At 74.2% G+C, this 20,579-nt stretch carries 12 protein-coding genes; 8 read left to right on the top strand and 4 right to left on the bottom strand.

All coding sequences use genetic code 11. The features are described from left to right. Positions 1-17 precede the first annotated feature (17 nt). The 5 genes from IL992_RS46780 to IL992_RS32835 all read left to right on the top strand — a co-directional run bounded on the left by IL992_RS46780 (position 18) and on the right by IL992_RS32835 (position 13,438). Positions 18-6,956: a beta-ketoacyl synthase N-terminal-like domain-containing protein gene (locus tag IL992_RS46780; RefSeq protein ID WP_226874166.1), complete on the top strand. Its 6,939-nt coding sequence runs from the start codon at positions 18-20 to the stop codon at positions 6,954-6,956. 112 nt (positions 6,957-7,068) lie between these two features. After that, on the top strand, positions 7,069-8,799 hold the full coding sequence (locus tag IL992_RS32850; protein ID WP_193207209.1) for an MDR family MFS transporter: 1,731 nt from the start codon (positions 7,069-7,071) through the stop codon (positions 8,797-8,799). A 243-nt stretch (positions 8,800-9,042) separates the two neighbouring features. After that, positions 9,043-9,942, top strand: coding sequence for a DUF6039 family protein (locus tag IL992_RS32845; protein ID WP_193207208.1), 900 nt, complete (start codon positions 9,043-9,045; stop codon positions 9,940-9,942). An 88-nt stretch (positions 9,943-10,030) separates the two neighbouring features. Next, positions 10,031-12,511, top strand: a complete 2,481-nt coding sequence (fabD, locus tag IL992_RS32840) for an ACP S-malonyltransferase (RefSeq protein ID WP_193207207.1) — start codon at positions 10,031-10,033, stop codon at positions 12,509-12,511. A gap of 3 nt (positions 12,512-12,514) precedes the next feature. Beyond that, positions 12,515-13,438, top strand: coding sequence for a DUF6039 family protein (locus tag IL992_RS32835; protein ID WP_193207206.1), 924 nt, complete (start codon positions 12,515-12,517; stop codon positions 13,436-13,438). Between the two features lie 120 nt (positions 13,439-13,558). On the opposite strand, the gene IL992_RS32830 is transcribed toward IL992_RS32835, so the two are convergent. After that, entirely contained in the window at positions 13,559-13,927 is a 369-nt protein-coding gene (locus IL992_RS32830) for a VOC family protein (RefSeq protein WP_193207205.1), read from the bottom strand. A 158-nt stretch (positions 13,928-14,085) separates the two neighbouring features. Further along, complete coding sequence (locus tag IL992_RS32825; RefSeq protein ID WP_142562466.1) at positions 14,086-14,493, bottom strand: DUF3224 domain-containing protein; 408 nt, start codon at positions 14,491-14,493, stop codon at positions 14,086-14,088. 180 nt (positions 14,494-14,673) lie between these two features. Here IL992_RS32825 and IL992_RS32820 point away from each other — a divergent pair, with 180 nt between their 5' ends. Continuing rightward, on the top strand, positions 14,674-15,390 hold the full coding sequence (locus tag IL992_RS32820) for a PIG-L deacetylase family protein (protein ID WP_193207204.1): 717 nt from the start codon (positions 14,674-14,676) through the stop codon (positions 15,388-15,390). Between the two features lie 175 nt (positions 15,391-15,565). On the opposite strand, the gene IL992_RS32815 is transcribed toward IL992_RS32820, so the two are convergent. Both IL992_RS32815 and IL992_RS32810 read right to left on the bottom strand, forming a co-directional pair. Next, positions 15,566-16,315 carry a class I SAM-dependent methyltransferase gene (locus IL992_RS32815; RefSeq protein ID WP_193207203.1) on the bottom strand — a complete coding sequence of 250 codons (750 nt, stop codon included), beginning with the start codon at positions 16,313-16,315 and terminating at the stop codon, positions 15,566-15,568. A 79-nt stretch (positions 16,316-16,394) separates the two neighbouring features. Then, positions 16,395-18,455 carry an alpha/beta fold hydrolase gene (locus tag IL992_RS32810; protein WP_193207202.1) on the bottom strand — a complete coding sequence of 687 codons (2,061 nt, stop codon included), beginning with the start codon at positions 18,453-18,455 and terminating at the stop codon, positions 16,395-16,397. Positions 18,456-18,661: 206 nt separating this feature from the next. Between IL992_RS32810 and IL992_RS48590 the strand changes: the two genes are divergently transcribed. Together IL992_RS48590 and IL992_RS32800 are read left to right on the top strand one after the other, a co-directional pair. Next, positions 18,662-18,925 (top strand): acyl carrier protein, encoded by a 264-nt coding sequence (locus tag IL992_RS48590; protein ID WP_193207201.1) that lies wholly within the window; start codon positions 18,662-18,664, stop codon positions 18,923-18,925. Between the two features lie 53 nt (positions 18,926-18,978). After that, positions 18,979-20,529 (top strand): AMP-binding protein, encoded by a 1,551-nt coding sequence (locus IL992_RS32800; protein WP_193207200.1) that lies wholly within the window; start codon positions 18,979-18,981, stop codon positions 20,527-20,529. The last annotated feature ends 50 nt before the right edge of the window (positions 20,530-20,579 follow it).

The raw sequence follows: 20,579 nt of genomic DNA, 5'->3' as shown, positions 1-20,579 counted from the left end.
CGCATCTGTGAGGCGAGATGACCTGGACAGAGCCCGAACGGCTCGACCCCTGGGCCACCGGCCGGGGAGCCTCCTCGGCCCCGGACCCGGAAGACGGCCGGGCGGCGCCGCCCGGACCCCGCACGCACGTGGTGGTGCTGTCGGCCGCGAGTGCGGAACACCTCAGCCGCTACGCCCGGCGGCTGCGTGACCATCTGGTCGCGGCGCGCGCCGCCGGCACGGCCCCCGCGCTGGCGGACGTCGCGTTCACCCTGCAGACGGGCCGGGTGGCGATGTCCCATCGGCTGGCCGTCCGCTGCGCCGACCTGGAGACACTGGCCGTGGCCCTGGACGCCCAGGTGGCCGGTCGCGACCACCCCGCCCTGAGAACGGCGGTGGCCCCGCCGCCGGGCGTCCCCGGCACGTCCGCGACCCCGGCGGCGGGCCGTTCTTCCGGCGGGGCGTCGGTCGGGTCCGGGACCGCGAAGGCGGGCCATGCCGCGGCGGGGGCCGATGGGCGAGCCCTCTCCGAGACGGAGGCCGCGGCGGCGTGGCTGGCCGGGCACGACGTGGCGTGGGAGGACTGCTGGCCGGTGCCGGGCGCCCGCGTCCCGCTGCCCACGTATCCCTTCGACGGACCGCCCTCCGACAACCCGCGGACGGAGACCGCCCGGGCCCTTGCCGGGGACGGGCCCGCCGCCGCTTCCGCCGGCGGCGCTTCTGGCGGCGTGGACGCTCCTGCGGGCGTGGACGTTTCCGGGGGCATGGACGCGTCCGGGGGCGGGGCCGGCCCCGGCCGTGCTCCCGCGGACGACCCCCTCCTGCGCGCCCGGGTGGAGGACTACCTCAAGGCGCGGTATGCCGAGGTCTCCTGCATTCCGGTGGACCAGTTGCACGCCTATGTGCCGCTGGAGCACTACGGGCTCACGTCGTACATCGTGGCCCGGCTGAACGACGCGCTGGCGCGCGACCTGGGCGAGGTCTCCCCGACGCTCTTCTTCGAGCACCGCGACCTCGCCGGGGTGGCGGGAGCGCTCCTCGATCTCGACGGTCCCTGGCTCGCGGACGATGCGGGCCGTACGGCGTCCGCGTCCGGGAGCGGACACGGCGACGCCCAAGGGGACGGCGGGCCGGCCGAGCCGGAGGCGCTGGACTGGACGGCACGAGACTGGGCGGCACGAGACTGGGCGGCACGAGACTGGGCGGCACGAGACTGGGCGGCACGAGACTGGGCGGCACGAGACTGGGCGGCACGGCACCACAATGCCGGGAACGGGGAGGCGCAGGGCTCGGAGGCACGGCCCGCGGATGCCGGAGACGGAGAGGCGCGGCTCCGGCAGGGGGCGCTCGCGGCCCGCGACGACCGGCGCGGGGAAGGCGAACTCGACGGGGACGACCGGGCGATCGCCATCGTCGGCATCGCCGGACGGTATCCGCACGCGCCCGACCTCGACCGGTTCTGGGAGAACCTGGTCTCCGGGCGTGACTGCGTCGGGCCGCTGCCGGCCGCGCGGCGCCGCCCCGGCTGGCCCGCCGACATCATGTGGGGCGGGTTCCTGGACGAGGTCGACATGTTCGACCCGCTGCTGTTCAACATCACACCCAGGGACGCCGCCCTCATGGACCCGCAGGAGCGGCTGTTCCTCGAGGTGACCTGGGAGGCGCTGGAGGACGCCGGCTACCCCCGGCGGCGGCTGCGCGAGCGGCACGGCTCCCGGGTGGCGGTGTACGCGGGCTCGATGTACAACGAGTATCCCTTCTTCGGCGTCGAGCAGACCCTGCGGGGCACCCCCCAGGACTCGGGGTCGGCCATCGGCGGCATCGCCAACCGGGTCTCGTTCCACTTCGACCTGCGCGGGCCCAGCATGACCGTCGACACGATGTGCTCGTCCTCGCTCGTCGCCATCCACCTGGCCGTGCAGGCGCTGCGTCGCGGCGAGGCCGAGATGGCGATCGCGGGCGCGGTCAACCTGTCCTTGCACCCGAACAAGTTCATCCAGCAGCGCCGCATGAAGCTGACCGCCTCCGACCTGCGCTGCCGCAGCTTCGGACTGGGCGGTGACGGGTTCGTGCCGTCGGAGGGCGTCGGCGTCGTCGTGCTGAAGCCGCTGCGCCGCGCGCTGGAGGACGGCGACCGCGTGCACGCGGTGATCCGCGGCACCTCCGTCGTCCACATGGGCAGGACCAACGGCTGGATCGTGCCCAACCCCGCGGCGCAGGGCGAGATGGTGCGCGACGCGCTGCGGGACGCGGGAGTAGACCCGGCGACCATCGGTTACCTGGAGGCGCACGGAGCCGGAACGGCGCTGGGCGACCCCATCGAGATCGACGGGCTCATGCGGGCCTTCGGCGACGCCGGCCTTCCCCCCGGCGCCGTCGCGATCGGCTCGGTCAAGTCGTCGATCGGTCACGTGGAGGCCGCCGCGGGCATCGCGGGCCTGACGAAGGTCGTGCTCCAGATGCGGCACCGCACGTTCGCGCCGTCCCTGCACGCCGAGGAGCTCAACCCGAAGATCGCCTGGGACCGCGTGCCGTTCCGGGTGCAGCGTGAGGCCGCGCCCTGGCCGGAGCGTGAGGACGGCTATGGCCGTCCGCTGCCGCGCCGGGCCGGCGTCAGCTCCTTCGGGGCCGGCGGGACGATCGCCCACGTCGTCCTGGAGGAGTACGCGGACGTCCCCGAGCGGCCCCGCTTCGCGACCGGGCGGCCGGCCGGACGCCCGCAGGTGCTGGTGCTCTCGGCGCAGGATCGGGACGCCCTGCGGCGGCTGGCGGGCCGCATGGCGGCCTGGCTCCGCGACGCGGGCGGCCGCCACGACCTGGCCGACGTCGCCTACACGCTGCAGGCCGGCCGAGAACCGCTGCGCGAACGGCTCGCCCTGGTCACGGCGGACTCCCGGGAGGCGGCCGGTCTCCTGGAGCGCGTCGCCGCCGGGGAGGAACCACCGGGCGTGCTGCGGGGCCGCACCCCCGGCCCGGGGCAGGAGCCGGGACCCGTGCTCCCGCGCGTCCCGGCACCCGGCGCCGGGCACGCTCCCGTCACGGGAACGCACTCCGCTTCCGATCCCGCTTCCGATCCCGCGTACGCCCCCGGATTCGGCGAGGACGAGCTGCGGGAGATCGCCGCCCACTGGGCAGGCGGCGGCCGGGTGGACTGGCCGCGCCTGCACCGGCCCCACCTCCGGCGCTCCTGGACCTCCCATCCGGAGCAGGGCGACCGGGACGCCGAGGGCTTCTCACCGCGCGTCATCGCCCTGCCGTCGTATCCCTTCGCCCGCATGCGGTGCTGGCTGCCCGAGCGGCCGTACGAGCCCGACGCCGTGACGCCGGTCGCGGGCTCCGCCGACGACCGTCAGGCGCCGGGGGTGTCCTATGGGCGGGAGACGGGTGAGGGACCTCAGGCGGACCGGGAGATCCCGCTCTACCGAAAGGAGTGGGTCCCCGCCGACCCCGCACGCGTCCCCGCCTCCGCCGAGGGGCCGCTGCTGTGCGTCTTCGACGACCGGACCGAGAACGTGGCGCGCGAACTGGCCCGCGCCGCGGACCGGGGACGGGTGCTGCTGGTCCGCGAAGGCGCCGCCCATCCTGATCCCGGCGGCAACGGATGCGGCCCCGCTTCCGGCCCTGCTTCCGGCGACGGCGGCGTGCTCTCGTACGACGACGAGGCGGGCGCGGTCGAGGCCGTCGGCGTTCTGCTGGCCCGGCATCCCGGCCTGGCCGGATGGGTGGACCTGTGCGACCTCGACGCCCCGGGACCGGGGCGGTGGCAGGCCAGACTGGCCATGCTGCAGCAACTCGTGTCCTACCGGCACGCCGCCGGTCTGCGCGTCGTCCACGTCACCCGGGGGCTGCTCGGCGCGCCGGGCGCTCCCGCCACACTCGCCGGCGCCCGCATGGCCGGATTCGTCCGCATGCTCGGCGCGGAGTACGGCAAGGTCCGCGCGACGGTGCTCGACACCGACGTGCCCGCCTCACGGGCGGCCGAGGTCGCCCGGCAGGTGCTGGACGAGTGGGGCGACCCCGGCCGCTATGGCGAGGTCTGCCACCGCGCGGGACGGCGTCACGAGCCCCGGCTCGTGCCGGTCGAGGCGCCGCACGCGCCGTTGCGGCTCGCGGCGGACGCGCCGTACGTGCTGAGCGGGGCGACCCGGGGCATCGGCGCCCGGGTGGCCCGCCACCTGGTGGAACGGGGCGCCCGCCGGATCGTCCTGGTGGGCGCGCGGTCGCTGCCGCCGAAGGAGCGGTGGGACGACCCGTCGCTGCCCGAGCCCTCGGCCGCCGCCGTCGCGACGGTGCGCGAGCTGGAGCGCCTCGGCGCCGAAGTGCGGGCGCACACCGGGAAGCTCTCCGACAGGGCCGGGCTCGCCGCGTTCATGCGATCGGTCCGTGGCGCGTGGGGCCCCGTGGCCGGCGTCGTCCACTGCGCGGGGCGGGTCGGCCGGGGCACCCCGGTCTTCGCCCACAAGGGCGCGGTCGAGATGCGGGCCGTGCTGGAACCGAAGACCGACGGCCTGGAGGCGCTGGCCGAAGTCTGCGAGACCGACCGGCCCGCGTTCTTCCTCACGTTCTCCTCGGTGTGCGCGGCAGTGCCCCGGCTCGCCGCCGGAGTGGCGGACTACGCCGCCGCCAACGCCTTCATGGACTTCTACGTGAGTGGCAAGGCCCGACAGGGCCACGGCGCGTTCCGCTCCGTGAACTGGCCGATGTGGCGCGAGAGCGGGTCGGGACGCGGCGGTCCCAACGTCTGCGAACCCGTGGGGCTCGACAGCCTCGGCGACGCGGAGGGCCTGCGGGTGCTGGAGCGCGTGCTCGCCCTGCCCGCGGGCGCCCTGCAGGACGGCGCCTCGGTGCTGCCCTGCCCGCCGCTGCGCGGCGTCGCGCCCGATCCCGGCGCCCTGCTCCTGACCGGTCAGGCTTCCGCCGGTCCCTCCGCCGGTCCCTCCGCCGGGCCCTGGGCCGACCGGGAAGCAGGTGCCTCCGCCCTCATCGGCGACGCCGCCACCGGCGTGGCCGCCGCGGCGCGGGACGCGTCCGTGCCGCCCGTGCCCTCCGGGCCGCCCGTGCCTTCCGGGCCGTCCGTGCCTTCCGAGCCGTCCGTGGCGCGGATGCCGGTGAGCGCGGGCGCGAGCGGCGGCCGCCCGCCCGCGTGGCTGGTGGAGCTGTTCGCGCGCAACGTGGGGCTCCCGGCCGGGGACCTCGATCCCACCGCCGACTTCGCCGAGCTCGGCGTCGAGTCGGTCATGCTGGGCGAGTTGCTCCAGCAGATCGAGGAGCACCTGGGCCGAAGGCTGGAGCCGTCCGTCCTGCTGGACCACTCCACGCTGGAACGCCTCGCCGCCTACCTGGCCCGGTTCGCCCCGGAACCCGATCCCGGCCGGCTTCCGGAGCCCGGCCCCAGAGTCAGCGGCGGCAGTGTGCTTCCGGAGCCCGGCCCGGGCCCGATGCCGGACGCCGGTCCCGTGACCGCGGTGGAGCGGGCCGTACCGCCCTCCGGTGTGGGGAGGGACGACGCGACGGCCGGCAAGATCGCGGTGATCGGGATGGCCTGCCGCTTCCCCGGCGCGCCCGACGTGGAGACCTACTGGGCCAACCTGCTGTCGGGACGCTGCTCGGTGACCGAGGTGCCGGCGTCCCGGTGGGACCATCGGCGGCTGTACAGCCCGGTCCCGGCCGTGGGCAGGTCGCTGAGCAAATGGGGCGGCTTCCTCGACGGGATCGAGGACTTCGACGCGGCGTACTTCGGCATGGGCGACGAGGAGGCGACCTGCCTCGACCCCGGCATCCGGCTGTTCCTGGAGGCCACCGCGACCTGCCTGGCCGACGCCGGGTACACCGGGGCCGAGCTGTGGGGGCGGGACGTCGGCGTGTTCGTCGGCGGCCGCATCTCCTCCTACGGCAGACGGGCCGGGCTGCGCCCCGCCGTGCTGCAGTCGGACCAGAACTTCATCGCGGCCCACGTCGCCCATCACTTCGACTTCCGCGGGCCCAACCTGGTCGTCGACAGCGCCTGCTCCTCCTCGCTCGTCAGTGTGCAGCTCGCGTGCCGTGCCCTGCTGGCGGGCGACGCCGAGATCGCCGTGGCCGGCGGCGTCGAGGTGCTGCTCGACGAGCAGCACTACCTGGAGTTCAGCGCCGCCCGGGCCATCTCCCCGTCGGGCCGCTGCGCCACGTTCGACGAGCGGGCCGACGGGTTCGTGCCGGGCGAGGGGTGCGGGGCGGTGCTGCTCAAGCCGCTGGCCGCCGCGCTCGCGGACGGCGACCGCGTCCACGCGGTCATCGAGGCTGTGGCCGTGAACAACGACGGCCACACGATGGGCATCACCACGCCGAACCCGGCCGCCCAGGCCGACGTCATCAGGAAGGCCCTGGCGGCGGCGGGCCGGCGGGCCGACGAGATCGGCATGGTCGAGGCGCACGGAACCGGAACCCTCATCGGCGATCCGATCGAGCTGCGCGCGCTGACCGACGTGTACCGCGAGACCAGCGACCAGACCGGCTGGTGCGCGATCGGCAGCGTCAAGTCGAACGTCGGCCACCTGCTCAGCGCGGCAGGTGTGGCCGGGTTGATCAAGGTGGTGCTCGCCGTCGAGCACGGCCAGATCCCGCCCACGCTGTTCTGCGAGACCCCCAACCCGCGCTTCGACTTCGACGCCTCGCCGTTCTTCCCGAACACCCGGCTGCGCACCTGGGCGCCGGGGGAGCGGACGCGGGTGGCAGGACTCAGCTCGTTCGGGCTCGGCGGCACCAACGCCCATCTCGTCGCCGCCCAGCTCGACCCGCGGTTGCGCGACGGCGCTCCGGCGCCCCGCGAGCCGCTGCCCGCCCCGGTGTTCCGGCGCAAGCGGCTCTGGCTCGGCCGGGAGGCCGAGCCGACGGCGACGGCGACCGGTCCGACCGCCGGGACCGCGCGCGGTGAGGACACCAGTCAGAATGAGGACGAGCTCGTCGCGTCGCTGCTCGAGCTCTCCTTCACCGAGTAGGACCGAGGTCCGCACGGCGGCCCGTCCCGAGAGGTCCTCGCGAGTGAGCGGAGGGCGATCCGGGCGGCGGCGCAGTCCGCAGACCACGTTCCGTACCAGACGGGAGGAAACGATGAGCACCACAGCCAGCGGCGCACCCCCCGCAGGGCAGGCGGCCTCCGCCCTGTCCGCCGCGCAGGTCCGGCTGGCGGTGGCCGGCGTGATGGCCGGCATGCTGCTGTCCGCCCTCGACCAGACCGTGGTGAGCACCGCGCTGCCCCGCATCGTGAGCGACCTGGGCGGCATGGACATGCTCTCGTGGGTGGTCACCGCCTACCTCGTCACATCGATGGTGGTGACCCCGCTGTGGGGCAAGATCTCCGACCTGTACGGCAGGCGGTCGACGTTCATGGCCGCGATCGGGTCGTTCCTGGTCGCCTCGGCGCTGTGCGGCCTGGCCCAGGACGTCGGGCAGCTCATCGCGTTCCGGGCCCTGCAGGGCCTGGGCGGCGGCGGGCTGTTCGCGCTGGCGCTGACCGTCATCGGCGACGTCGTGCCGCCCCGTGAGCGGGGCCGCTACCAGGGGTACTTCGCCGGGGTCTTCGCCCTGGCCAGCCTCGGCGGCCCGCTGCTCGGCGGCTGGCTGGCCGATGGGCCGGGGTGGCGCTGGATCTTCTGGGTGAACGTGCCGGTCGGCCTCGTCTCGCTGGCCGTCGTCGCGGCCGTCCTCCGGCTGCCGGTGACCCGCAGGGAACACCACGTCGACTACCTCGGCGCGGCGCTGATCGTCGCCGGTGTCACCGCGCTGCTGCTCTACCTCGACTGGGCCGGCGAGGAGTACGGCTGGGCCGCTCCGGGGTCGCTCGCCCTGCTGGCCGGTTTCGCCGTCGCCGCCGTGCTGTTCGTCGTGGTCGAGCGGCGCGCGGCCGAGCCCGTCATCCCGCTGCGGCTGTTCGGCAACCCGGTCTTCCGGGTGGCGAACGTGTTCGGGTTCCTCGCCGGCGCCGCGATGTTCAGCGGCATCGTGTTCCTGCCGGTGTACCTGCAGGTCGTGTCCGGCATGTCGCCCACGACGGCCGGCCTGGCGATGCTGCCGGCGATGTTCGGGATCATCATCGCCACCGCCGTCTCCGGCAACCTCATCACCCGCACCGGCCGCTACAAGGTCTTCCCGGTGCTCGGTTCGGTGCTGCTGGTGCTGGCGATGCTGCCGCTGTCGCGCCTCGCCGTGGACACGGCGTACTGGTGGGTGGCCGTGCTCTCGTTCGTGTTCGGCGCGGGCACCGGCCTGACCATGCAGCCCGTCCTGACCGCCGTGCAGAACGCCGTCGAGATGCGCGACCTGGGGGCGGCCACCGGGGCGGCGAACTTCTTCCAGCGGATGGGCGCGGCCGTCGGCACGGCGGTGCTCGGCGCGGTCTTCAGCTCCGGCCTGGCCCGCCACCTCGCCCACGAGGCGGGCGGCGTGCGGGTCGCGGCCGACGACGTGCAGGCCGTCCATCGGCTGGCGGAGCCGGTCAGGGGTCACGTGCTCGCCGCGTTCGCGCAGGCGCTGGACGACGTCTTCCTGGTCGCCGTGCCCGTGGTCGTGCTCGCGCTGGTCGTGTCGCTGTTCCTGCGCGAGGTGCCGCCCCGGCAGGTGCCCCCGCCCGCCGACGGCGCCCCGCAGGCGGCAGGCGACAAGCAGCCCGAGCGGCCCGAGCAACCCCGGCAGCACGAGCAGCCCCTCGGGGGGACGACGCCGAACGGCGACGGCCAGGGTCGGGCCGGCGCCGAGCAGGGCGTGCGCCACGCGCCGCCGGACGCCGACAGCCGGGAGCGAGCCGGCGCCGAGCAGGGCGGCCGTGTGAACAGCTCGCGCTGAGCCGTCGTCTTCCGCTGAGCCGCCGCCTTCCGGCTGAGCCCTGGTCTTCCAGCTGACCCGTCGCATCCCTGGGGGCCCGATCAACGATCGGGCCCCCTTTCCTTGCGCAACATTGCGCAGACACGCCCTGACCTGGCCAAGTAGCGTCTGCCGCAGTTCCCCATCGTCTCCTCCGAACGCGGCGCACGCGCTCGGCGGGCAGATCCGTCAGGCGCGCGCCGATCTTCGAGAAGGGATCGCGCAATGTCAGACACGGCGGTGTCCACCCTCGACACGGGCCGGATCAGGCCGGCGCAGCACCAGACCTCCGTCCCCGCCGACAAGGTGCTGCACTCGGGCAACTCGGGCTTCATCATCGCCCGCAACGCCCAGCTCAAGTACAGCCACCGGGCCGAGGGCCGCCAGTTCTTCTCCGAAGTCGTCCGTCACATGAACGACTCCGACCTCAACGGGGCCTCCTTCTTCTGCTACGAGGAGGCGTTCGGCACGCAGGACCGCCTCCACTGGCTCATCCACTGGAAGTCGCCCAACGACTACGGCATCAGCCTGGAGATGGTCGACCACGACGACACGATGATCGATCTTCTCGAGTCCGACCGGGTCAAGGACGACGACGGCGTCGGCGCGTGGGGCCGGCTGATCGTCGAGGGCACGATGCAGGAGAAGATCCTGGTGCCCCAGCACGGCGCGCACCACGAGAACGAGGAGGACGTCCCGAGCGACCTGTGGGTCGACCCGGCCTGGAAGCAGAGCTCGCAGCCCCTGTCGGAGCAGCTCAACTCGGCCAACGCCGAGCTCGTCCTGCACCGCGTCGGCCAGGCCAAGCACGAGTTCCGCAAGGAGGCCCGCTACTTCGCCTTCGCCTGGCAGAACCACGTCAACAAGGTCCTGCCCGGCCGGGTCACGTCGTACCTGTACGAGGAGACCTTCGGCGTGATGGACCAGCTGCACTGGCTGATCCACCTGCGGTCGTTCGAGGACTACCTGACGCTGATGCACCTCGACGACCACGACCCCGACTTCCGCCGGATCCTGGAGAAGGACTTCATCGCGCCGCACCGCGGCGGCGGCACCTGGGCCAGGACCTTCGTGGACGGCACGCTGCACGACACGCTCCTGGTGCCCTACCAGCTTCCCCGGTGACGGCTTTCCCGGTGACAGCGGACCAGTCCGGGCTCCGGACGGGCGCGCCGCGCCCGCCGGCACCCGGCGGAGGAGGAGAAGGCTGATCATGCGCGCGTGGCTCTTCCCGGGCCAGGGGTCGCAGCGCAAGGGCATGGGGGAGGGGCTCTTCGACCTCTTCCCCGGCCTGTGCGCCGAGGTCGACGCGATCCTGGGCTACTCGATCCGCGACCTGTGCCTGAAGGACCCCGACGGACGGCTCCGGCAGACGCAGTACGCCCAGCCGGCGCTGTTCGTGGTCAACGCGCTGACCCACCTGGCCCGGCTGCGCGAGGAGCCGGAACCCGACTTCTACGCGGGGCACAGCCTGGGGGAGTTCGACGCGCTGTTCGCCGCCGGCTGCTTCGACCTGGCCGCCGGCGTGCGGCTGGTCCGCCGCAGGGGCGAGTTGATGGGCCGGGCCAACGGCGGGGTCATGACGGCCGTGCTCGGCCTGCCCGCCGCGACCGTGGCGGCGCTGCTGGAGGAGGCCGGCGTCGCGGACGTCGACGTCGCCAACCACAACTCCGCCGACCAGGTGGTCCTGTCCGGAAGCCCGGAGGGCATGGCCCGGGCGGTCGAGGCCGTCGAACGGGCGGGCGGTGCCCGCTGCGTGCCGCTCAACGTCAGCGCGGCCTTCCACTCGCGGCACATGCGACCGGCGGCGGAGGAGTTCGCGGCGTTCCTGCGCGAGGTGGAGTTCGCGCCTCCGCGGGTGCCGGTCGTCGCCAACGTCACCGCCCGGCCGTACCCGCCGGACGGGGTGGCGGACCTGCTCGCCCGGCAGATCGCCAGCCCGGTCCGCTGGTGGGACAGCATGAGCTACCTGCTCCACCGCGGCGTGCGCGAGGTCGCCGAGGTCGGCCCGGGCACGGTGCTCACGGGGCTGTGGCGGTCGGCCCGCCGCACGCCGGCCCCCATAACCCCGGCCCCCATAACCCCGGCTCCCGTGCCCCCGGCTCCCGTGCCCCCGGCTCCCGTGCCCCCGGCTCCCGTGCCCCCGGCTCCCGTGCCCCCGGCTTCCGTGCCCCCCGCTTCCGTGACTGCGGCTCCCGTCGAGGACGCGGCCCCGGCCGGCCGGACCGGCCGCCCGGGGGCCGTACCGCTCCGGCCGGCGTGGCGGCCGGAGCCCGCGCGGGAGGCAGGTCGGGCGGATTCCGGCACAGAGGCGGACGCGCGGCTCGCGTCGGCGGCCGAGCGGCTGGGCTCCGCCCGGTTCCGCCGCGAGTACGGGCTGCGCTACGCCTACCTCGCCGGCTCGATGTACAAGGGGATCTCCTCGGCCGACCTGGTCGTGCGCATGGGCCGCTCGGGCCTGATGGGCTTCTTCGGCGCGGGAGGGCTGTCGCTGGAGCGCACCGAGCAGGCGCTGCTCGACATCCGGCGCCGCCTCGGCCCCGAGGTCCCGTTCGGCATGAACCTCCTCAACGACCTCGACGACCCCGCCAGGGAGGAGCGCACGGTCGCCCTGTATCTCAAGCACGACGTGCGCTTCGCCGAGGCCGCGGCCTACCTCAACGTCACGGCCCCGTTGGTGCGGTTCCGCTTCAGCGGCGCCCACCGGGACGCCCAGGGCAGGCCGGTCGCCGTACGGCGGGTGCTGGCCAAGGTGTCGCGCCCGGAGGTGGCCACCGCGTTCATGAGCCCGCCGCCGCGGGCGCTGCTCGACCGGCTGGTGCGGGAGGGCGGACTCACCCCGGCGGAGGCCGAGGTGGCGCGGGAACTGCCGGTCAGCGGCGAGGTCTGCGTCGAGGCGGACTCCGGCGGGCACACCGACGCGGGTGTGGCGCTCACGCTGGTCCCCGCCATGCGCCGGCTGCGCGACGAGCTCACGGACCGGTACGGCTACCGCGCGCCGATACTGCTCGGCGCCTCGGGCGGACTCGGCGCGCCCGAGGCGGTGGCCGCCGCCTTCGTCCTCGGGGCCGACTTCGTGCTGACGGGGTCGGTGAACCAGTGTTCCCCCGAGGCCGGCACCTCCGAGGCCGTCAAGGACCTGCTGGCCGGGCTCGACGTGCAGGACACGGCGTACGCGCCCTCGGGCGACATGTTCGAACTGGGGGCCCGGGTGCAGGTCGTGCGGAAGGGGACGCTGTTCGCCGCCCGCGCGACCAAGCTGCACCACCTCTACCAGCGCCACCGGTCGCTGGAGGAGATCGACCCGGCCACGCTGGCGAGCATCGAGCGCACCTTCTTCCGCCGTTCCCTGGAGGAGGTGTGGCGGGAGACCCGTGACCACTACCTGTCCGGCGGGCGGCCCCACGTCGTCGAGAAGGCCGAGCGCGACCCGCGCCACCGGATGGTGCTCGTCTTCAAGTGGTATTTCGCCCACTCCAACCGGCTCGCCCTCGCCGGAGACCCGGCCGAGCGCGCCAACTACCAGATCCACTGCGGCCCGGCGATGGGGGCGTTCAACCGGTTCGTCCGCGGCACCGACCTGGAGGACTGGCGCAACCGGCACGTCGACGTCATCGCCGAGCGACTCATGACCGGCGCCGCCCGATGCCTCGACGGCCGCATCCCCGCAGATCTCACGTCCATGAAGGAGTAGACGGTGTCGAACAGCACCACACAGATGACCGTGCCGCCGGCGCTGCACCAGACGTCGCAGTCCCCGGACCGCGTCCTGCACTCGGGGAACGCGGGCGTGATCGTCGAGAGGGTGGCGCAGATCCGCGCCGGGCAGGGCGGCGCCGCCCGGAAGGCCGCCCGCGAGATCGCCGAGCACGTCAACGCCGAACACGCGGGGACGGCCACGGTTTTCGTCTACGAGGAGACCTTCGGCGTGAAGAACCGGCTCCACTGGCTGCTGCACTTCACGTCGTACGCCGACTACGGGACGCTGGTGGCGATGGGCGGCCCGGGCGGCGACATCCGGGGCGGCGTCTTCGGCGCGCACGAGGCCGACGTCTGGGACGAGCTGTTCGAGGCGGGCAGCGTGCGGGAGACCGTCATGCTCCCGCACCGGTGGGGCATCTTCGGCACCGCCACCGAGGCGATGGCCGCAGACCCGGCGATGAGTCCCATCGTCGCCGGAGAGGGCGGACTGCCCCGGTTCGACGTGCGGCCGGCCCAGGAGCAGACCGCGATGCCGGCCGAAAAGACGCTCAACTCGGCCACGGCGGGCGTCGTCATGCGCCGTACGGTGGACTTCGACTACCGCTACCGCGCCGAGGCGCGGGTGTTCGCGCGGACCGTGGCCGAGAACATGAACCTCAACATGGACGGCCTGGCCACGGTCTTCCTGTACGAGGAGGCGTTCGGCCGGATGGACCGCGCGCACTTCCTCATCCACATGCGCTCGCTGGACGTGATGTACCTGCTGATGGGCCTCGACGCGCGCACCGACCCCGAAGCCCCGCGCGCCTCGTTCATCCAGGACTGGATTTCGATGGACAAGGGCGGCGGTGCCTGGGACAAGATCATCGTTCAGGGCACCACGCGGGACGTCCTGCTCACCCCGCAGTACTGGGGCTGAGGCGGAACGGGGAAGGGGCCACGGCGTCGCCGCCGTGGCCCCTTCCGCTGCTTCGTGATTCTCCGCTACACGCGGGATTGTCCGCTACGCGCGGGACTTCCGCTACACCTGGAGCATGGCTCAGCCCGTGTACGTGGTGATGCAGAACGGGTGCCCCGCGGGGTCGAGGAGCACCCGCCACTTGTCGCCGCCCGGCTGGAAGTCGGGCTTGGTCGCGCCCAGCTCGAGCAGCTGCTGCTCCGCCTTGTCCAGGTCGGGCACGCTGAAGTCGAGGTGGAACTGCTTGGCCGGGTCGGGCCAGCTGGGCCGCGGGTGGTCCGGCACCCGCTGGAAGCTCAGGCGCACGGCTCCGTCGCTCCCGGCGAGATAGGTGAAGTTCTCGCTGCTGAACACCACCTCCCAGCCGGTGACCTGGCGGTAGAAGTCCGCCAGCGCCGCGGGATCCTGGCAGTCGAGAGAAACCGCGGCGAGAGTGCCGATGGCTGACATGGTGAAGCTCCCTTCGTCTGGCCTGCCGCGCCTCCGGACGAGCCGGACGGGCCCGTTCCGGAGCCGCAGACGGACGTATGCTGCGCGATGGCATCGCATGACGGCCGGCTTTCACCGGCCGTCAGACGGCGCCGCGATTTCCGATGGTACGCAGCCGATCAGTCGAGCTCGTACTCAAAGGTGAATTCCGCGTGACCGTCCGGCCCCACGTTGCCGCTCGTGTAGCGGGCCTCGCCGCGCAGCCCCTTGAGGTCGCCGGTGCCGGAATCCGGCACCACGGTCAGGGTGGCCTCGGCCGTGCCCGGCCGGACGACGCCGTCGAGCCGGAAGACGAAGCTGCCCTGGCGGCCGTCGAGGCTGCCGGTCACCCGCTCCAGGCCCTGGAACGGGCTGGTGCCGTCCGCCTCGGTGAGGACCAGGCACTCCAGCGCGCCGGTGGCCACGAGGTCGCCGGTGTAGTGGTTGACGACGGTGCCCCGCGACAGGACCGGGCCGCCGTCCTGCACGGCGTACGGCTGCGGCTGCCACGGCTCCCATTTCATCGTCCCGGTGGCGGTCTTTCCCATCGGAAACCTCCCGCGTTTCGAATGTCGCGTGAATTACTCACGTGCGGAATGACAACGCTGTTCTGCAGGATTCTGCCTGGCAGGCGGGGGTGTGTCTGCTCAGGATTGAGCATTTGCGGCGCTTATAAAAGCGGCGTCCGGCCTTTATCGAGAATGGCGTGGCGTGCTAATTTAAATGGTATGAGCGACGAACTGCAGCCAATGCCCGACGACTGGAGCACGGCACTCGCGGTGGTGGCCCATCCGGACGACATCGAGTTCGGCGCCGCCGGGGCCGTCGCGACCTGGACCGCCGCCGGGAAGTCCGTGAGCTACCTGCTGCTCACCCGCGGCGAGGCGGGGATCGACGGGATGCCGCCCGAGGAGGCGGCCGCCGTACGGGAGGCCGAGCAGCGCGAGAGCGCGTCGATCGTGGGCGTGGATTCGGTGACCTTCCTCGACTACGCCGACGGCGTCGTCGAGTACGGCCTGCCGCTGCGCCGGCGGCTCGCCGAGGAGATCAGGCGGCACCGGCCCGAGCTGGTCATCGGCTTCAACCACCACGACCGGTTCCTCAGCGGCCGGTGGAACCCGCCGGACCACCGCAACACAGGGCGAGCCCTGCTGGACGCCGTGGGCGACGCGGGCAACCGCTGGATCTTCCGCGACCTCGGCCTGGAGCCCTGGCAGGGCGTGCGCCACGTGGCCATCGCCAACTCGCCGCACCCGACCCACGCCGTGGACGTCACCGACGCCATCGACAAGGCCGTGGCCTCCCTGGAGGCGCACCGCGCCTACCTCGCGGGCCTGCGGCCGCCCGTCACGGACGTGCGCGGCCCGCTGACCGCGATGGCCCGTCAGACGGGCGAGCGCTTCGGCGGCAGGCTCGCGATCGCCTTCGAGCTCATCCCCCGCTGAGCTCCCCTCGCTAGCCCCGCAGTCCTCGCCGAGCCCGGGGGCGTCCGTCCTCCCGCCCCGGCCCGTGGCCGACGTCTCCGCCCGGGCCGGGGCCGCGGCTCGCCAGGCGGCCGCGAAAGCCGCAAGGACCGCCCGGAGCGGAGTGCGGGGCGGCGGCACGTGCTGCTCCAGAGCCTCAGCCGTGCTTCTCCAGGACCGTGCACATCGAGCGCCAGGTCTGCACCCGCGGCCGATCGGGGTCGGGGAGCGCGCGCAGGCCGGCGACGACCGGGACGACCACGTCCCGCCAGACGTCGTCGGGCACGTGCCACAGGTATGGCGGCACCCGCCGCTCGATGCTCTCCGCCAGCTCCGCGGGCGAGGTGGCCTTCTCGTACTCGGCGGCGAAGTGCTGCTCCACCGGCCGCAGGCCCGCGGCCTCCCCGGCGGACAGGAGCCCCTCCGGGGTGTCCGGCCGCGGCGGCTGCAGAGGCGCCAGCCGGTCGAGGGCGTCCACCAGCTCGTCGGGGTCGGCGACGGGGCTGCCGTGCACGGCGGCGAGCCGCCCGCCGGGTCGCAGCACGCGGGCCGCTTCGCCCACGGCGGCGGACATGTCCCCGACCAGGTGCAGGACGTGGACGAACACGACGTTCGCCACCGTGCCCCCGGGCAGGGGGAGCGCCCTGGCGTCCGCCCGCGCCACCCGGCCGCCGAGCCGCTCGTGCGCCCGATGCAGCATCGGCTCGGAGATGTCCACCCCGATCACGGGATGTCCCAGCTCGCGCAGTCCCGCGGCGACCACGCCGGTGCCGACGCCGACCTCCAGAGTCGTGCCGGCCACCAGGTGGGGGGCCAGGCACGCCGCCGACTGGCGGCCCCGCTCAAGGCCGCCGCGCATCTCGTCGTAGCTGTCGGCGACGCGGTCGAACGACATGGCCTGCGTCATCGGGCGTTCCTCCTCAGTGTTGAACCCTCTCGAACCGCGCCGAACCGTCTCGAACCGGTCGCGGGCTCGCCGCCTACGGTCACCGGTCCACCTCACCCGCCAGACCGTCGATCACGTCGGAGCCGGCCATCGCCGCGGGATCGGCCACGAACTCCTCGATCAATTCGGCCAGCACGGCGGCGCGGTCGTACAGGCACTGGTGCGTCGCGCCGCGCAGCTCCACGAAGCGTCCCGAGGGGAAACGCGCCGCCGCAGCGCGCAGCCGCGGCGTGGAGACGACCCGGTCATGCTCCGCGCCGACGGCCAGGACCGGGACGCGGATCTGCCCGGCCTCGGCCGACACGTCGTCACCCCAGAAGGCGAGCATCTGAAGGGCGTAGGGCACCAGGGCCTGCGCCGACAGGAACGGCGCACGGACCTCCTCCCGCAGCGCGCCATTGGTCAGGGCGAGCACCTCGTCGGGCCGGGAGGCGGGCGGGTCATCACCCCCGAACAGGCGCAGCAGCCGCCCCGCCTGGTCCGGCCGCCGCGCCAGCGTCCGGCACAGGTAGTCGAGGTTCCGCTCGTAGGGGGTGTCGAGGCCGTCGTGGCCCCCCTCGACCCGGAACGAGCCGTTGAGGAACACCATCGAGGCGACCACGTCGGGCCTGCGGACCGCGAACCGGACGGCCTGCTTGGGCCCGGTGCACCAGCCCACGAGGTGGCAGCGCTCGACGCCCTCGTTCTTGAGCACGGCCTCCAGGTCGTCGACGTGGTCGTCGGGACCGGGCACGGACGCCGGGCCGTCGTCCTCGGGCCCGCGCGGATCGACGATCAGGACGCGCCACCGCGCCGACAGCCTGTCTATCAAGGGGTGCCAGAAGGCCAGGCCCTGGCCCAGCGCGTTGAGCAGCACGACCGGCTCGGCTCCGGGTCCCCCTCGTGCCGGGGTTCCGGCGGGTCCCGGCACGGCGGGGGGCACCGCCAGGTGGTAGGTCAGCGGCCGTCCTGCGACGTCGATGGTGGTGCGCACGAGCCGTGCGGGCAGCCTCTCCCGGCGGTCGCGGGCCGCCTCGCCGGCCGCCTCCTGGGCGCGGCGCACCCGCCGCAGCAGCGCCCGCTGCGCGGGCGGCCCCCACCCGAGCGGCCCCGGCGTCGTCTCCCGGCAGCCGGCCCAGGGCGACGGCTCGGCCAGGAACCCGGTGAGCCGGTCGTGCAGCAGCCGGTCGATCGGATCCAGCTCGGCGGGGTCGTGCACCGGCAGCAGCCGCACCCCGTAGACGTCGCCGATCCGCTGGAGCAGGCCGTCCGCGGGCACGGCCTCGGACGCGGCCAGGCGGAACCGGCCGCCCGCCGTCTCCGGATCGTCCGCCAGCTCGACCAGCACGCGCGTGACCTCGTCCATCGGCGTCAGCCGTACGGCGGACTCCGGGGGGAGCAGGCAGCGCAGCGGCCGGGTGCCGAAATAATCCGGCGCACGGGCGGTGACCTCGTCGACGACCGAGCGCAGGGCGGCCAGGAACCGGTGCAGCCCGGCGGGCACGGGATCGCCCGGCCAGGCGGCCGGCGGCACGCCCCCGGCGTTCGGCGGCACTGCCCCGGCCGGCGCGACCGGGCCGAGAGCGGCCACAGTGCCGGCGGGCGACAGCGCGTCGACGGGGGAGACCGTGCGCACCAGCCGATGGCCGAGCCCGTGCTCCGCGCAGGCGGCGGCCACCTCCTCCTCCACCGCCGTGTGCAGACGGGCGACGACGGCGTCCACCGGTCTGGCGTCCGCGCCGAGGGGACGGCACAACTCGTCGGCGGTCACGTGGACGATCCCGGCCGCGCCGAGCGCGGGCAGGCGGGCGATGACGCTCCGGGCCAGCGCCGCGTCCGCACGGGCGTCGCGGCCGGGAACCGGCCCGGCGTCCCCCGTGAGGAGCCAGACGACGTCGGCCCGCACCTCCTCGGGCAGGTCGCCGGACGGACCGGCGTCCACGACGAGCAGCCGCGGATCGCGCGGCCGGTCGTCCGGGCAGGCCGCGGCGCCCGTGGAGGCGGGCGGCCGCCCGGGAGGAACGACGATCGTCACCCGGCCGGCGCCGCGGGCCAGGAGGCGGTCGGCGAGCCGGGCGGCGAGGAGGGCGGACGAACCGCCGAGCAGCACGTCACGAGCCATGCTGTCGATCGTCGCCAGACCGGCCCGCGGCCGTCTGCTCAACTTTGAGCGGCATCGGTCCGGCGCGCCTGCCTAGCATCCGGCGGTACGCGGCGGGCCTTGCCCCCACGCGTCCGGACCGCGAGCGGGCCGCCACACCGCCCGCCCGCGTGGCGCGCCGCAGTCGTGGGCGCGACGTCGATCGAGTGCGAAAGGCGGACCGAACGGTGACTGAGGACTGGGACGAGACGTTCGAGAGCGTCCTGCGGCCCTACCTTCCCACGCTGCCGGAGGGCGCGCCGCTCGAGCCCGACCTGACGACGGCGGCCTTCGGCCTGAACTCGGTGGCGACCGTGGGGCTCATCGCGGCGCTGGAGGACGCGTACGGGGTGACGTTCCCCGACGAGGACCTGGTGCCCGCCAACTTCCGGACGCCCGGGAGCGTGTGGGCGCTGCTGACCCGGCTGCGCGCCACGTCGGGCCGGCCCTGACTCCGGTCGCGGGGCCGCCGGTGGCGGGTGCGGTTCGAGCTTCAGGAGGACTGATGACGGAGCGGCTGCTGGACGAATGGTTCCTCGACGGGCTGGCCCGCGATCCCGGCGGCCCGGCCCTGCGGGTGCACGCCGTGACCCTCTCGTACGCGGAGGTGGACCGGCGGGCCCGCGCCTGGGCCGCCGCGCTGACCGAGGGCGGGCGGGCGCCGCGCCGCGTGGGACTGCTCGCGAACAAGAGCCTCGAGGCGTACATCGGCCTGCTGGCCGCGCTGTACGCCGGGGCCGCGGCCGTGCCGCTCGGCCTGGAGGCGCCGGCCGAGCGCAACGCGGAGATCGCCCGTGCCGCCGGTGTGGACTGTCTGGTCGTGGACGCCGGCGGGGCCGCGCAGGCGGCGCGCGTGGCCGAGGCGGCCGGCGTCCGCGTCGTCCTGGCCGCCGACGCCGCCGTCGGAGTGCCGGCCGGCGTGCCCGTGCGGGTGCCCGGTGACGACGACGCGGACTCCTTCCGCCCGCCGTCGGCCCGTACCCCGCAGGACGTCGCGTACGTGCTGTTCACCTCCGGGTCGACGGGACGGCCCAAGGGAGTGCCGATCGCGCACCGCAACGTGAGCGCGTTCCTGCGGGCGTCGCTGCCGCGCTACGACGTCGGCCCCGGCGACCGGTTCAGCCAGGTGTACGACCTCACCTTCGACCTGGCGATGTTCGACATCTTCATGGCCTGGGGCAGCGGGGCCTGCGTGTGCGCCCTGACCCGGCTGCAGGCCCTCGACCCGGCCCGGTACGTCCGGTCGTACGGCCTGACCCTCTGGCACGCCACCCCCAGCCTGATCAACGCGGTGCGGGCCAGGGGCGCGCTCGCGCCCGGGTCGCTCGCCGGGCTGCGCTACGCGGTGTTCTGCGGGGAGCCGCTGCCGATCGAGACCGCGCGGGCGATGCGGGCGGCCGCGCCGGACGCCGCCCTCGACAACATCTACGGCCCGACCGAGCTGACGATCGCCTGCACGGCCTACCGATGGCCGGCGGGCGAGCCGCTCGACTGGGAGGGCGAGACCGTGCCGATCGGCTACCCCAACGACGGAATGGACTTCCTGATGCTCGGCACGGACGGCGATCCCGACCAGCGGACCGGCGAGCTGTGCATGACCGGCCCGCAGATGTTCCGCGGCTACCTCGACCCGGCCAACGACGCGGGCCGGTTCCACCGGGCCGACGGCAGGACGTGGTATCGCACCGGCGACCGGGTCCGGCTCGACGACAAGGCGGGGCTGGTGCACCTCGGCCGGGACGACTCCCAGGTGAAGATCCAGGGCTACCGGGTCGAGCTGGCGGAGGTCGAGCACGCGCTGCGCGAGGCCGCGCCCGGCTGCGACCCGCTGGTGTTCGCGCTCGACGACGAGACCGGGAAGGTCCTGGTCGCGTACGTCGCCGGTGGAGGCGTCGAGGCGGCCGTGCTCGCCGCGCGGCTGGCCGACCGGCTGCCGCCGTACATGCTGCCGCGGCACTTGTGGCCGTTGGACGAGATGCCGCTGAACCGCAACGGCAAGGCCGACCGGGTGGCGCTGCGTGAGCGGGCGCTGCGCCGCCTCGGCGCTCAATCGTGAGCTGAGCCGCCGCCGGACCCGTTCTTACCATCCCCGCGATGTCACGCGCG

It is taken from the genome of Microbispora sitophila (genome assembly GCF_014892245.1).
Taxonomy (GTDB): domain Bacteria; phylum Actinomycetota; class Actinomycetes; order Streptosporangiales; family Streptosporangiaceae; genus Microbispora; species Microbispora siamensis.
Note: the sequence above shows the minus strand (reverse complement) of the source record. Positions and strands in the feature narration are given on the sequence as shown.